The organism is Halomonas sp. N3-2A (assembly GCF_002216165.1).
In the GTDB taxonomy this organism is placed as follows: Bacteria; Pseudomonadota; Gammaproteobacteria; order Pseudomonadales; family Halomonadaceae; genus Vreelandella.
On record NZ_CP022286.1, the window covers coordinates 2,470,366 to 2,484,909 of the forward strand.

General features: G+C 57.0%; 14 protein-coding genes. 13 read left to right on the forward strand and 1 reads right to left on the reverse strand.

The window, feature by feature from the left end; all coding sequences use genetic code 11:
• Positions 1-100: 100 nt before the first annotated feature.
• The 7 genes from fmt (at position 101) to CEK60_RS11610 (ending at position 7,868) form a co-directional block, all read left to right on the forward strand.
• Positions 101-1,087 (forward strand): methionyl-tRNA formyltransferase, encoded by a 987-nt coding sequence (gene fmt / locus CEK60_RS11580; RefSeq protein WP_089039155.1) that lies wholly within the window; start codon positions 101-103, stop codon positions 1,085-1,087.
• Positions 1,084-2,418: a 16S rRNA (cytosine(967)-C(5))-methyltransferase RsmB gene (rsmB, locus tag CEK60_RS11585; protein WP_089039156.1), complete on the forward strand. Its 1,335-nt coding sequence runs from the start codon at positions 1,084-1,086 to the stop codon at positions 2,416-2,418. Before fmt ends, rsmB begins: the two co-directional genes overlap by 4 nt.
• 49 nt (positions 2,419-2,467) lie before the next feature.
• Positions 2,468-2,674: a dodecin gene (locus CEK60_RS11590; RefSeq protein ID WP_038481393.1), complete on the forward strand. Its 207-nt coding sequence runs from the start codon at positions 2,468-2,470 to the stop codon at positions 2,672-2,674.
• 113 nt (positions 2,675-2,787) lie between these two features.
• Positions 2,788-4,161, forward strand: a complete 1,374-nt coding sequence (gene trkA, locus CEK60_RS11595; protein ID WP_089039157.1) for a Trk system potassium transporter TrkA — start codon at positions 2,788-2,790, stop codon at positions 4,159-4,161.
• Between the two features lie 63 nt (positions 4,162-4,224).
• The gene (locus tag CEK60_RS11600) at positions 4,225-5,673 is read left to right on the forward strand and encodes a TrkH family potassium uptake protein (RefSeq protein WP_089039158.1); all 1,449 of its coding nucleotides are present in this window, start codon (positions 4,225-4,227) and stop codon (positions 5,671-5,673) included.
• A gap of 39 nt (positions 5,674-5,712) precedes the next feature.
• Positions 5,713-6,966 (forward strand): TraB/GumN family protein, encoded by a 1,254-nt coding sequence (locus CEK60_RS11605; protein WP_089039159.1) that lies wholly within the window; start codon positions 5,713-5,715, stop codon positions 6,964-6,966.
• The gene (locus CEK60_RS11610) at positions 6,963-7,868 is read left to right on the forward strand and encodes a DMT family transporter (protein ID WP_089039160.1); all 906 of its coding nucleotides are present in this window, start codon (positions 6,963-6,965) and stop codon (positions 7,866-7,868) included. Before CEK60_RS11605 ends, CEK60_RS11610 begins: the two co-directional genes overlap by 4 nt.
• Here CEK60_RS11610 and CEK60_RS11615 read toward each other — a convergent pair.
• Positions 7,865-8,626, reverse strand: coding sequence for a tRNA-uridine aminocarboxypropyltransferase (locus CEK60_RS11615; protein WP_089039161.1), 762 nt, complete (start codon positions 8,624-8,626; stop codon positions 7,865-7,867). The genes CEK60_RS11610 and CEK60_RS11615 overlap by 4 nt on opposite strands.
• 196 nt (positions 8,627-8,822) lie before the next feature.
• Between CEK60_RS11615 and bioB the strand changes: the two genes are divergently transcribed.
• The 6 genes from bioB to bioA are packed head-to-tail and all read left to right on the forward strand — an operon-like array spanning position 8,823 to position 14,519.
• Positions 8,823-9,899 (forward strand): biotin synthase BioB, encoded by a 1,077-nt coding sequence (bioB, locus tag CEK60_RS11620; protein WP_089039162.1) that lies wholly within the window; start codon positions 8,823-8,825, stop codon positions 9,897-9,899.
• Positions 9,886-11,040, forward strand: coding sequence for an 8-amino-7-oxononanoate synthase (gene bioF / locus CEK60_RS11625; RefSeq protein ID WP_089039163.1), 1,155 nt, complete (start codon positions 9,886-9,888; stop codon positions 11,038-11,040). Before bioB ends, bioF begins: the two co-directional genes overlap by 14 nt.
• On the forward strand, positions 11,028-11,765 hold the full coding sequence (locus tag CEK60_RS11630; protein ID WP_089039164.1) for an alpha/beta fold hydrolase: 738 nt from the start codon (positions 11,028-11,030) through the stop codon (positions 11,763-11,765). The genes bioF and CEK60_RS11630 overlap by 13 nt, the downstream gene beginning before the upstream one ends.
• Entirely contained in the window at positions 11,756-12,529 is a 774-nt protein-coding gene (gene bioC / locus CEK60_RS11635) for a malonyl-ACP O-methyltransferase BioC (protein WP_089039165.1), read from the forward strand. Before CEK60_RS11630 ends, bioC begins: the two co-directional genes overlap by 10 nt.
• Complete coding sequence (bioD, locus tag CEK60_RS11640; protein WP_089039166.1) at positions 12,526-13,251, forward strand: dethiobiotin synthase; 726 nt, start codon at positions 12,526-12,528, stop codon at positions 13,249-13,251. Before bioC ends, bioD begins: the two co-directional genes overlap by 4 nt.
• On the forward strand, positions 13,248-14,519 hold the full coding sequence (bioA, locus tag CEK60_RS11645) for an adenosylmethionine--8-amino-7-oxononanoate transaminase (protein ID WP_089039167.1): 1,272 nt from the start codon (positions 13,248-13,250) through the stop codon (positions 14,517-14,519). The genes bioD and bioA overlap by 4 nt, the downstream gene beginning before the upstream one ends.
• The last annotated feature ends 25 nt before the right edge of the window (positions 14,520-14,544 follow it).

Consider the following 14,544-nt stretch of genomic DNA (forward strand, 5'->3'; position numbering starts at 1 on the left):
ATGTTATTCCTGGTGCGTTGTAGCGTTGCTTCTCGGCCTTTATTTGTTTCCCCCACGGCACACGATTACTTTCCCCCTTCAATGCTAGGTAGTCATCACCATGTCACAGTTGCGCGTTGTTTTTGCTGGCACGCCGGATTTCGCCGCTTCAAGCCTTGCTGCCGTGCTCGAAAGTCAGCATCAAGTGGTAGCGGTCTATACTCAACCTGACCGCCCAGCAGGCCGCGGGCGCAAGCTCACCCCCAGCCCCGTCAAGCAGCTCGCTGTTGAGCATGGGCTACCTGTCTACCAGCCCGTCAGCTTAAAAGGCACTGATGCCCAAGCGGAATTAGCAGCATTGAATGCCGACGTAATGGTTGTCGTTGCTTACGGGCTCTTACTACCACAGGCCGTGCTCGACATTCCCCGTTTAGGCTGCATCAACGTGCACGCATCGCTGCTACCACGCTGGCGAGGTGCCGCCCCTATCCAACGCGCCATTGAAGCCGGTGATAGCGCATCAGGCGTTACCATTATGCAAATGGATGCGGGCCTGGATACCGGTGAGATGCTGTATGAAGTTCGTACGCCGATCACCTCGCGCACCACGGGCGGAGACTTGCATGATCGGCTGGCCATTCAAGGGGCGAATGCGCTGATTAACGTGCTGGATGCGCTGGACAGCAACGATTTAAAAGCAACACCTCAGCCTGACGAGGGCGTCACCTACGCCGCCAAGCTCAGCAAGGCGGAAGCCGAGCTGGACTTTCATCAGCCCGCTGAACAACTGGCGCGCAAAATCCGTGCGTTTAACCCGTGGCCAGTGGCTTGGTGCACGTTAGGCAATGATCGCTTACGTTTGTTGATGGCCAGTGTTGAACCAGGTGAACAGCCTCCCACTACGCCCGGCACACTACTCCAACATGGCGAGGATCACCTACGCATTGCCTGTGGCGAGCAAGGCCAAGAAGTACTGTGCGTTAGCCATGCCCAGTTACCTGGTGGTAAAGCGATGGCCGTGCGCGACCTGCTTAACGCCCGTCAAACCCCGCTTACCGTCGGCGCACGCCTTGGGCACGCCGCCGCTCATCAAGGAGTTAGTGAATGAGCCAGAATCGCCCACCCAAAGGCGGCAGCGGCCAGGAAGTTCGCGCCGCGGCCGCCCGCGCACTAGTCCCTGTTTTGACTGACCAAGGCTCACTGGCCGGGCTAGATGAGCACAGTGTGATTGCCCGCGATCGCAGCCTGTTAAAAGAGCTATGTTACGGTACCTGCCGACGCTTGCCGCGCCTGGAAGCGTTGGCCAGAACACTGCTCAAGCAGTCTTTTAAAAAGCGCGATAGTGATGTTCACGCCTTGTTACTGGTGGGCATCTACCAGCTGCTTTATATGCGTATTCCGGCCCACGCAGCGGTTGGCGAAACCGCTGGCGCCGCTCGCCTGCTAGGCAAAGAGTGGGCTACCCGAGTGCTTAACGGCTGCCTGCGCCGCCTCCAGCGTGAATCCGAAGCGCTTCAAGCCGCCGTTGACCTAGATGAGAGCGTTGCCCTGGAGCACCCGCCCTGGCTGCTTAATGCGTTACGCAGCGCTTGGCCTGAACAGTGGCGCGCCATTGCCGCAGCGAACAATGAACCAGGCCCCATGACGCTGAGAGTCAATCAGCACCACAACGACCGTGAAGCCTATTTACAACAGCTGACTGAGCAGGGGTTAAGTGGGCACCTATGCCTACACGCGCCGGATGGCATTACCTTGGATGCACCCTGTGATGTCTCCATACTTCCCGGCTTTGAAGAAGGTCATGTCAGCGTCCAAGACGAAGCGGCTCAGCTTTCTGCCGCACTGTTAGGGCCTGCATTAGCCCCCCGCCCAGGCGCCCACGTTCTCGATGCTTGCTGTGCGCCTGGCGGTAAAACTGCCCACCTATTAGAGCAGTTTGATATTGCTCTGACGGCCATTGATAGCGACAACCAGCGCCTAGGCCGTGTAGACGATACACTGAACCGCCTAGGCTTAACGGCAGAACTGCAGCACGCTGATGCTACCCAGCAAGACTGGTGGGACGGCGCGCCTTTCGACGCGATTTTGCTTGATGCGCCCTGTTCTGGCACGGGCGTTATTCGTCGTCACCCCGACATTAAAAAACTGCGCCGTAAAGAGGATATTCGCCAGCTCGCTAAGCTACAGCGCCAACTGCTGGATAATCTTTGGCCACTACTCCGCCCAGGCGGTACCTTGCTATACGCCACCTGTTCAGTGCTGCCCGAGGAAAACGCTGAGCAAATCAAGGCATTTCTTGACCGCACGCCCGATGCAGAAGTCACCACGCCAAATGACGTAGCCTGGGGCGAACCGAGTGGCCAAGGACGTCAACTGTTTCCCGCGCAAAGCAGTCATGATGGCTTTTTTTATGCCAGACTAGAGAAGCGTACTGCTTAATATACCGCCCCTACCGGGGTGGTGAACCGATGACAAGGATGGAGACACTATGAGTACTCACACTTATAAGCATATCGAGCTAACCGGTTCTTCTGAAAAGGGAATTGAAGAAGCTGTGCAAAGTGCCCTCGCCAAAGCATCAGAAACCATTCATAACTTACGCTGGTTCGAAGTCACCGACACTCGTGGCCATATCGAGGACGGCCGTGTCGCTCACTGGCAGGTCACGATAAAAGTTGGCTTCACACTCGAGTAATCCCTACCTGCTTTTCAACGGCGGCTGGTTTACACTGGCCGCCGTCTTTATTGCAGCGCACATATCTCTTGCCGAGAACGCGCTGGCGCTTACAACGGAACCGATGCTTAGCAATGAAAATCATCATTCTCGGCGCCGGCCAGGTCGGCGGCACCCTAGCGGAGCACCTTGCCCGCGAGGAAAACGATATTACTGTCGTCGATACCGACGGCGCGAAACTGCGCGAGCTGCACACTAAACTGGATATTCGCACCGTGACGGGCGCGGCTTCGTATCCCATTGTGCTGCGTCAGGCGGGCTGTGAAGACGCCGATATGTTGATTGCGGTGACCAACACCGATGAAATCAACATGATCGCCTGCCAAGTCGCCCATACCCTGTTTCGCACGCCTACCAAAATTGCCCGCGTACGCTCAACCGCCTACCTCACCCGTAAGGGGCTGTTTGCCCACGAAGCGATCCCTATTGATGTACTGATCAGCCCTGAACAAGTGGTTACGGATCATGTTCGCCGCCTGATTGAGCACCCGGGTGCGCTGCAGGTGTTGGAATTTGCCGGTGGTTTGGTGCAGTTAGTGGCGGTCAAGGCGTTCTATGGTGGCCCGTTGGTGGGACAGGATTTAGCCTTTTTAGCCAAGCACATGCCCAATGTGGAAACACGCGTGGCGGCAATTTATCGCCGCAACCGACCGATTATTCCCCGTGGCGATACGGTGATTGAAGCCGACGACGAGGTGTTTTTCCTGGCGGCACGGCGTGATATTCGCGCGGTAATGAGCGAACTACGCCGCGTTGAACGGGATTTCCGGCGGGTGGTGATTGCCGGTGGGGGCAATATCGGTGAACGTTTAGCCGAACACCTGGAGCACAGCCATCAGGTCAAGATTATCGAGCACAGTTTAGAGCGCTGTACTGCGCTTTCCGAGCGGCTTGACCGAACGGTGGTGCTACACGGCAGCGCCACCAGCAAGCGGCTGCTGGAAGAAGAGAACATCGAAGACTGCGATATCTTTTGTGCTCTGACCAACGACGACGAGGTCAATATTATGTCGTCGCTGCTGGCCAAACGCTTGGGCGCCAAGAAGGTACTGACGCTGATTAACAACGCTGCCTACGTGGACTTGGTTCAGGGGGGCGAAATCGATATCGCCATTTCCCCCCAGCAAGCAACCATCGGCAGCCTGCTTACCCACGTCCGCCGGGGCGATATTGTCAACGTGCACTCACTGCGCCGTGGCGCTGCGGAAGCCATCGAGGCGATCGCCCACGGTGATAAGCAGTCGTCCAAAGTGGTGGGCCGGACCATTGCTGAGATCAATCTGCCTGAAGGCACCACCATTGGTGCCATTGTGCGAGGCAAAGAGGTCATGATTGGCCATGGGGATGTGATGGTAGAAAGCGGCGACCACGTCATTCTATTCGTGATTGATAAGCGGCGCATTCGTGACGTGGAGCGGCTGTTCCAAGTGGGATTAACGTTCTTCTAGGCAATGGCCTTCTAGGCAACGCTCTTCAAGAAAACAGGCCACCGCTATGAGGCAACCACTGCTATGAGTTTGCGGGTCATACTACGCATTTTAGGGCTACTGTTGATGCTATTTAGCCTCACCATGTTGCCACCCATGCTGATATCGCTTTGGTTTCGCGACGGTGTTTGGCACGCTTTTATGAGCGGCATCGCCATTTCAGTGATAACGGGCTTACTGCTTTTCCTACCCAATCGCCGCGCCCATAAAGAGCTACGGATTCGCGACGGTTTTATTATTGCGGCCATGTTTTGGACCGTACTGGCACTCTTCGGCTCGCTACCACTGATGCTGTTTGGTGAAGGCTCGCTCGGTGTCACCGATGCAGTATTTGAATCGTTTTCCGGACTCACCACGACTGGTGCAACCGTCATTACTGGCATCGATTTTCTGCCAGAATCCATTCTTTACTATCGCCAGCAGTTGCAGTGGTTAGGCGGCATGGGGATTGTAGTGTTAGCGGTGGCCATTTTGCCCACCTTGGGTGTCGGGGGAATGGCCCTGTACCGTACTGAAATTCCTGGGCCGCTAAAGGATTCAAAGCTGACGCCGCGAATTACCGAAACCGCTAAAGCACTGTGGTACATCTACGCAACGCTAACGCTGGCCTGTATGGTCGCTTACATGTTGGCGGGGATGAGCTGGTTCGATGCCTTGGGACACAGCTTTTCGACCGTCGCTATTGGCGGATTTTCGACCTATGACGCCAGCATCGGCTACTTTGACAGTGCCGCCATTGAGCTGATTTGCGTTGGCTTTATGCTGATCTCAGCATTCAGCTTTAGCCTGCACTTTATTGCTTGGCGTGAAAAGCGCTTGCTGCACTACTTTCAGGACCCTGAAGCGCGCTTTTTAATGATATTTCTTGCTGGGTTAACCACGATCACCGTGATTACTTTGTGGCTCACGGACACCTACGACGATGTTGAAGGTCTTAGACACGCGCTATTTGAAGTTGTCTCTGTCGCCACCACTGCAGGATTTGCAGTTGCCGACTTTTCAGGCTGGCCAGGTGCGTTACCGTTTCTGTTATTTGTCGCCGCCTTTGTAGGTGGTTGTTCCGGTTCGACGGCGGGCGGCATGAAAGTAATCCGCATTATTCTGATCTTGAAGCAGGGTATGCGTGAAGTCATGCGCCTTATTCACCCCAATGCAGTCATTGCCGTTAAAGTGGGCAAGGTTAGTGTTCCCGACAGCATCGCCCAGGCGGTATGGGGCTTTTTCTCAGCCTACGTCATGCTATTTTTCTTGATGCTGGTGGGCGTTATGGCAACAGGTGTTGACCAAGTTACCGCTTGGTCAACCGTTGGCTCTGCACTAAATAATTTAGGCCCAGCACTAGGCGAAGCTAGCAGCCATTACGGCGACTTGCCCAGCCTAGCCAAGTGGATTTTGGTGCTCGCGATGCTGCTGGGCCGCTTGGAAATTTTCACGGTACTTGTGCTATTTACACCCGCCTTCTGGCGTCGTTAAACACGTATCAATGCTTTCTATTCAAATTGAGACACATTAATGATCCATGACGATACAACACCGCTGGCGCAAGAACCCAACGCGCAGCCTAAGACCAGCGGCCCGTTAAAAACCGTCACCGTTGGCGGCACCCGTTACACCCTGCTCGGCACCGCTCACGTCTCTGCCGAAAGTGCCGATGACGTTCGCCAATTAATCAACAGTGGCACTTTCGACGCCGTTGCCATTGAGCTATGCGACGCACGTCATCACAGCATGGACAACCCCGATGCCATGGGGGAACAGGATCTTTTTCAGGTATTTAAACAGGGCAAAGCGGGCATGGTAGCGGCAAGCCTGGCGCTTGGTGCGTTTCAGCAACGGATTGCTGAGCAGTCAGGTATTCAGCCTGGCGCTGAAATGCGTGCAGCAGTAGAAGAGTGCCGTACCCACAAGCTGCCTTTAATGTTGGTCGATCGTGACGTTGGCATTACATTAAAGCGCATTTACCGCAATGTCCCTTGGTGGCAACGCTTCTCGCTATTTTCGGGGCTAATTGGCAGCGTAATGTCGCGCCAAGATGTTTCCAAAGAGGACATCGAAAAGCTCAAAGAAGGCGATATGCTGGAGGCCACTTTCAGCGAATTTGCTGCCGAATCAGAAGCACTCTATACCCCGCTTATTCGCGAACGCGACCGCTATATGGCACTGCGCTTAGCTGAAGAAGCGCCGCCTGGGCGCTATCAAAACGTGTTAGTGGTGCTGGGTGCCGGGCATTTAAAAGGCACCGGTGAACACCTGGAAGCACCGCTTCCTGAAAACCCTACCACTGAGCGTGAATCGCTGGAGGCAACACCGCCACCGTCTAAACTCTGGAAAGCTGCCCCTTGGCTGATTACCGCGCTGGTTATCACCGGTTTTGTGATCGGCTTTTCGCGCAATACTGAGCTTGGCTGGCAGTTGGTCATTGAGTGGTTTTTAATCAATGGCATTTTATCCGGCGGCGCGACGATAGCAGCCCTTGCGCACCCTGTGACGGTGATTGCCACCTTCTTTGCCGCCCCACTGACCTCGCTTAACCCCACCATTGGTGCAGGCTTTGTCGCTGCAGGGGTCGAACTCTATATGCGCAAACCGAAGGTGCGCGACTTTTCGACACTACGCCATGATGTCACCGAGCTCAAAGGTTGGTGGAAAAATCGCGTCTCCCGTACGTTGCTGGTGTTTATTTTGGCAACATTAGGCTCTGCGGTGGGTACCTGGGTAGCAGGCTTTAGAATTGCCGGTGCACTGTTCGGTAGCGGCACCGCGTGAGTACGATCAAACAAGCGCCATGGCAAGCTGATGCATTGCTATTGCTGGTAACGGTGGTAGCCGCTGGCGGCTGGATTTTTTCTAAAGAAGCGTTAGCGGGCATGCCACCGTTACTGTTTATTGGTACGCGCTTTTTACTGGCAGGACTGATACTCCTACCCTTCGCCTGGCCTGCCCTAAGGCGCTTACCCGCGCGTAGGATAAGACGCGGCGTACTGGTAGGCTGTTTGTTCAGCACCGCGATGGCCTTCTGGATTCTGGGGTTAAATTACTCTGACCACCTGGGCGAAAGCGCGTTTATCAACAGCTTGGGAATTTTGCTGGTACCCGTTGTAGCACGGTTGCTGTTTGGCGACCGTCCGCCACGCTCTACCTGGATCGCCCTGCCAGTAGCGCTACTGGGCTTTGCCCTCCTGTCGCTAAACGCAGGGTTCAAAGTAGAAGCTAGTCAATTGCTAATGGTCTGCGCGGCGCTCTGCTTCGCGCTACTGATCAACGTCAATACTCGCGTGGTGCGCAACGTGCCAGCGCTACCGCTCACCACACTACAGTTGCTCTCGGTGGGCAGCGTACTGACCTGCCTATCCTTGTTCGCCGAGGATCAGCCGCTAGCGCTCAGCCCCTCAATTCTGGGCTGGTTTATGGCCAGCGTGCTGCTGGCAAGTTCGCTGCGCTTCTTTCTGCAAATCAAAGCCCAGGGCATGACCACACCTAGCCACGCGGCAGTTATCTTAATGCTTGAAGCCGTGTGGACCGCCCTATTCGCCGCATGGTGGTTTGGCGAAACCATGACCCTGCTACAGCTGCTTGGCTGTAGCCTGATTTTTACCGCCCTGTTGATTAACCGCTGGTACTGGGTACGTAAAGTGATGCTTCGCTGGCTACCGGGTGCTCAGCGCTAACCCTTGCGATCTAATAGCCGCTGCATGGCAGCGGTTGGTTCAGCAATTTTGCGATAGTAACGGCTTTCAGCGTAGCTATCGTTAAATACATCAAAGTAATCGTCTAGCACATCAGCGGCATTTTCATCACCACTTTGGCGCAGCAGTTCAATGGCAACTTCTGCCGTACACAGGTGCGCTTTTGAGGCGGGTTTGCGTAACCGATAGCGTGTTTCCCGCTCAGTGCGCAGCGGTAGTACCGGCAGCGCATCCAGATAAGGACTCTTGCGGAACATTCGCCGCGCTTGGCGCCAAGTGCCATCTAAAATCACAAATACCGGAATACGCGCCTGCTGCTTTACAGCGTGCACAGCATTAATGTCCACCACACGGTCCGCGTAGTCGGGCTGGTCATCTGGGAAGATCACAAAAGGCGCGTAGCGCGGATCTTCAAGCAGCGCGGCTAACTCTTCGTCCGGCGCGGTGCGGTACCAGGTAAACACTCTGGTTTGCGTCAGCACATCGCCAATTAACCGCCCCGTATTGGTCGGCTTGTAGTGTTCTATAGAGTGGGTCAACAGCCATACCTGGGCGGTGCTATCCGCTTTCACCTGATAAGGGCACAGACAGTTGAGCTCAGGAAGATTGCACCCTTCGCAGCGTGTGACAAAACTGCCCCGTGCTTTAAATTCACGCCGAGGTGGACGCGGATGCCCCGTAGCAGGGTCGTAGTCAGTCAATGAAGAAGACTCAGGGGGCTGTGACGTAGCGTCGGACATCCGCGCTCCAATTCATAAAGGGCGATTAACAAAAGACGGATAACAAAGGGCGCCGAGTATAAAGCAGCCCGGCCACCATGACGAACCCCAGCTCTCTAAAACCATTCGTAGTAAACCAACGCGCTTCGAATAGTTGACACCAAAAGCGTAACGCCGCTAGAGTCTCGTCAACTTTCAAAAGAAAAAAGGTTTACCCGTGACCGCCACCGCTTTCAATGCCGCCGCCCCGCGCCACGACTGGACGCTGGAAGAGATTAATGCGCTGTTCGCACTGCCCTTCAACGACCTGCTATTTAAAGCTCAGCAAGTGCATCGCGCCCACTTTGATGCTAACGCGGTGCAGGTCTCGACCCTGCTGTCGATTAAAACGGGGGCTTGCCCGGAAGACTGCAAATATTGCCCGCAGTCCGGTCACTACAATACCCAACTCGAAAAAGAGAAACTGCTGGAAATCGAAAAGGTCGTTGCCCAGGCCAAGGCTGCCAAAGAAGCTGGCGCTAGCCGTTTCTGTATGGGCGCGGCATGGCGCAGCCCGCGGGACAAAGATTTACTGCTGGTCGAAGAGATGGTTCGCCAAGTAAAAGCCTTGGGGCTGGAAACCTGCATGACGCTAGGCATGGTCGACGGTGATCAAGCCAGCCGTTTGGCGGCTGCCGGGTTGGATTACTACAACCATAACCTGGATACCTCCCCCGACTTTTACGCTGAAATCATCACCACCCGTACCTTCAGCGACCGCCTGGACACCCTGGCCACCGTGCGTGAAGCGGGCATGAAAGTATGCTCCGGCGGCATTTTAGGCATGGGCGAAGGCGCGCAAGACCGCAGCGCGCTGTTACAGCAGTTGGCGAAGTTATCACCGCACCCAGAATCCGTGCCCATTAATATGCTGGTTAAGGTACCGGGCACTCCGCTGGAGAACGTCGAAGACTTGGACCCACTTGAGTTTATCCGCGCCATCGCGGTGGCGCGGATTATGATGCCGCAAAGCCATGTGCGGCTTTCCGCTGGCCGCGAGCAGATGAGTGAGTCGACTCAAGCACTGGCATTTTTGGCGGGAGCCAACTCGATCTTCTACGGCGACAAACTGCTCACCACCGGCAATCCTCAGGCAGACCGCGACCGCGCGCTATTTGCAAAATTAGGCCTGCACCCAGAACGCCGTGATACCTGCGAAGATGAAGCCACTCACACCGAGCGACTCACCCAACAAGCTCAGCAGCGCGCCCAGGCAGAGCGGGCAGCAGCACTGGCGGTAGATGCCAGTGTCTGACGCGTGGCAGCAGCGGCTAGCCAGCGCCCGTCAGCAGCGTGTTGATCAACAGCGCTGGCGGCACCGACGAGTGAATACCCTTGGCACGCTGGACTTTGCCGGCAATGACTATCTCGGGCTGGCTCATGATCCACGCGTGCAAGCTGCCCAGGCAGAGGGTGCGCGCCGCTTTGGCGCAGGCGCGGGCGCGTCGCACTTGGTCAGCGGCCACTTGGAAGTTCACGACGCACTGGAAGACGCCCTAGCCGAGTGGACCGGACGACAGCGTGCACTACTGTTTTCCACTGGCTATATGGCTAACCTTGGCGTGTTGCAGGCGCTCGCTGACCCGCACACTGCCCTCTTTCAAGACCGTTTGAACCATGCCTCGCTACTCGATGGTGCAACGCTAAGCGGCGCTCGCTCGCGACGCTTTCATCACCGCAATAGCGCTGATCTTGAACGTCTGTTGGCGCGCAGTTCCGCCCCCCATAAGCTGGTGGTCAGCGACGGCGTGTTCAGCATGGATGGCGACGTTGCCGATATTGCCACCCTTGCCCACGTCAGCCAGCAACACAACTCCTGGCTAATGATCGATGATGCTCACGGTCTGGGCGTGTTAGGCGCTAACGGCAGCGGCTGTGTGGCAGGTTTTGATAGCCAAGCGGTGCCTATTTTGGTGGGTACACTGGGCAAAGCACTGGGCACCGCTGGCGCGTTTGTGGCCGGTGACGCGGCGCTGATTGAGCACCTCACCCAGTTTGCTCGCAGCTATATCTATACCACGGCCCAGCCCCCCAGCATTGCCGCAGCGACCCTGGAAGCGCTGGCTATCGTGCAGCGCGAGCCTGAACACCGCCTACAGCTTACGCGCCATATCAACTATTTTCGCCAGCAGGCCCAAGCGCTCGGGCTGCCCCTTGCCGACTCCCATACACCTATTCAACCGCTGTTACTCGGCAACGAGCCACGCACCATGGCTTGGGCGGCTAAGCTCGCCCAACGGGGTATTCACGTCGGGGCGATTCGTCCACCCACGGTACCTAATGGTGCCGCACGGCTGCGCATTACGCTGAGTGCCCGCCACACTCCAGGCGATATTGATCGGCTTATTGAAGGGCTGAGCGCCTGTCAGAGTGAGGAAGCAGCATGTCCCGCCTAGACGCCCCTCAACGTCTTGTGCTGCTGTCGGGCTGGGGGATCGATCAGCGTATCTGGCAGCCGTTGGACACCTACTGGTCCGCCCATACTGAGGTGCACACGGTGAACTGGCCGGGCTATGGCGATACCCCTGCCCTGGCTGAACCGGCCACCCTTGATACCCTTGCCAGCGCCATGGCCGACCAACTACCCAGCGACGCCGTATGGGTTGGCTGGTCGCTGGGCGGGCTGTTAGCCAGCGCGCTGCTCGATAAGCTGCCTGCACCACGCGGCTTGGTGCTGATTGGCACAGGCGGGCAATTTTGTAGCGATGACGGCGTGAGCAAAGCCGAGCTTGCCAGCTTTCAGCGCGCCTTTAGCCGCGACCCCGACGCCACCTGGCGGCATTTTTTACGCTGGCAAACCCAAGGCGAACCTAACGCTCGCCACGCCCACCAACAGCTACGTGCCATGTTGGGCGACACCCCCAGCGCTACTAACAGCACCCTATCCCAAGGGCTTCACTGGCTTGCCACCCTGGATAACACCCAGCGTTTGCAAGAGGCGCCCTGTCCGGTCATTCAGCTAGTGGGCGAGTACGATCCGTTAGTATCTTCCAGCACCCGCGCTCAGGCGATTAACCTTGCCCACGCAGGACACTGCCCGATGCTTTCCCAACCTGCTCAACTAGTCGCGACCATCGCTTCCCAGGCCGCACTGGTCGCCAAGGAGCACGTATGTACCTAACGGCAACGCCAAACTGGCAGGCAAAAGTCGCCCACGCTTTTTCTCGCGCGGCACCCCGCTACGATGCGCTGGCCAGCGCTCAGCGCCAGATAGGGGAAACGCTATGGTCATCGCTTCCGCCTAATGCCGACAACATACTCGACCTTGGCTGTGGTACTGGCGTCTGGACACAGCGACTAGCCACTCAATTTCCCCATGCCAACGTCACTGGGCTGGATATTGCCCCTGGCATGCTCGCCCATGCCCAGGCGCGCTATGGCCATCATATTCGTTGGCAGCAAGGCGATGCCGCCGCGCTGCCTTTTGAGCGCGCCACCTTTGATCTGGTCTTTTCCAACCTTGCCATCCAGTGGTGCCGCGATATCGATGCGGTGATGCGCGAGCTTCAACGAGTACTGTCCCCTGGCGGCCAAGTGCATCTCACGACACTCTTACCCGGCACGTTGGCAGAAGTCGCCTCTGCTTGGCAGCGCCCGGAGGCATTACTGCAAACGCCGAATGCCCAAGCGCTTGAACGCGCCGTTGGCTTAAGCGGCTTAACGCTGGTTGATCGCATTACCGAATGGCGGCGGTTTTACTACCCCGATCTCACTGCCGTCATGGACTCAATTAAGGGAGTAGGCGCCCAGGTGGCGCGGCCCAAGGCACGTCTTACCCGCCGAGACCTGGTCGCCGCCCGCCAGCGTTTTGAAACGCTACGTGAACCCCAAGGGCTCCCCGTTAGCTACCACTGCCTCACTCTGCGCTTGGAAAAATCACCATGACCGTCTATTTCGTAACCGGCACCGATACCGATGCAGGTAAGACCCTGGCCACCAGCGCACTGCTGTGCGCTGCCAAACAGCAGCAGCTCAGCACGCTGGGGCTTAAGCCGATTGCCTCTGGCAGCCACATCACGGCGGATGGGCTGCGCAATAGCGACGCCTTGGCGCTACAACAACAGAGCGCTCCCCCCGTCGATTACACCACCGTTAACCCGTGGGCGTTTGCGCCCGCTATTGCGCCGCACCTGGCCGCCAGCGAGGCGGGGTGCGCTCTTAACGTCAATAGCGTAGTGGCCTCGCTTACCGCCACCCTAAACGACATGCCGCGCGATTTAACGCTCATTGAAGGCGCTGGCGGCTGGCGTGTGCCACTCAATGAGCACAACGACTTTTCCGATATACCGCGGATGATGCAGCTGCCCGTTATTCTGGTCGTGGGACTAAAGCTTGGCTGTCTTAATCATGCGCGGCTTACCGCGGAGGTGATCGCTGCCGATGGCCTACCCCTTGCGGGTTGGGTCGGCAGCGTAGTGGACCCTGAGTTCGCCGCTGATACAGCGCGCTTTGAGGCCAATATCGCGCTGCTTAAAAACGCCCTTAACGCGCCATGTCTAGGCATTATTCCTCATTTAGCCACCGCCGATGCCACCCATGCGCGCCACGCGCTTTCACTATCTGCACTGCTCAACACCTCAGTTTTGAATCAGGAAGCCGCTTTATGAGTTCTCCCGTTTGGCACCCTTACGCCCACCTCAAAACACAAGCACCCGCCCCTAAAGTGGTCGGCGGCAGCGGTAGCCATTTCACCCTGGAAAGCGGCGAGCAACTGCTCGACGCGACCTGCTCCTGGTGGTGCATGATTCATGGCTATGGCCATCCACGTTTAGTCGCGGCCATTCGTGAACAGGCAGGCGAGCTATGCCATGTCATGCTCGGTGGCCTCACCCATAATCCCGCCGACCAGCTTGCTCGGGAGCTCGTGCGCATCACCCCTGACGGTCTTAATCACGTGTTCTACTCCGACAGTGGTTCAGTCGGGATGGAAGTGGCGATGAAAATGGCCCTGCAGTACCAGGTGCTCATCGGCCACCCCGAAAAGTGCAAGATGCTTTCGTTAATGAAGGCCTACCATGGCGACACCACCGGCTGTATGGCGGTATGCGACCCTGAAGAAGGCATGCACAGCCTGTTCGCCAGCCTGCTTCCCCAACACCACTTCGCTCCCGCGCCCACCGCACCGTTTAACGCCACACCGGAACAGGTAGCCGACGATTTAGCGGCGCTGCGCGACGTACTGGCGAGCCATCACCATGAGATTGCTGCCCTGCTGATGGAGCCGTTGTTACAGGCAGCAGGCGGGCTGAATATGACCTCGCCTGACTACCTGCGCGGCGCACGGGCGCTATGCGATGAGTTTGGCGTGCTGCTGATTTTTGATGAAGTGGCCACCGGTTTTGGCCGCACGGGTAAGCTGTTTGCTGCCAATCACGCTGACGTGACACCAGATATTATGGTGCTCTCTAAAGGACTAACCGGCGGCTATCTAGGCCATGCAGCAACCCTAGCCAACGACCGCGTTCACGATGCATTTGTTGGCGACAGCGCCCACCATGCCTTTATGCACGGCCCGACATTTATGGGCAACCCGCTGGCCTGCCGCGTCGCGCTGGAAAGCCTGCGCGTGTTTGAAGAGGAGCACTACCTGGACAAGATTGCGACTCTCAGCCAACAGCTTAGCCGAGCGTTAATTGACGACTCTGCGCTGAACGCCCACCCAGACGTGGCCGATGTGCGGGTGCTGGGTGCCACCGCGGTGATTGAAGCGCACTCCGCCGAGGCACTGAAAGGTGTCGGGCAGTTCGCCCGCGAGCGTGGGGTGTGGCTGCGCCCAATCGGCCGCTGGCTGTACACCATGCCCGCTTATATCGCCACCGACGCCGACATCGCTCAGATTACCGACGTAATGAAGGCATGGTTTTTGAAGCGATAACTCTTAAAGCAATAGTTATTAGAGA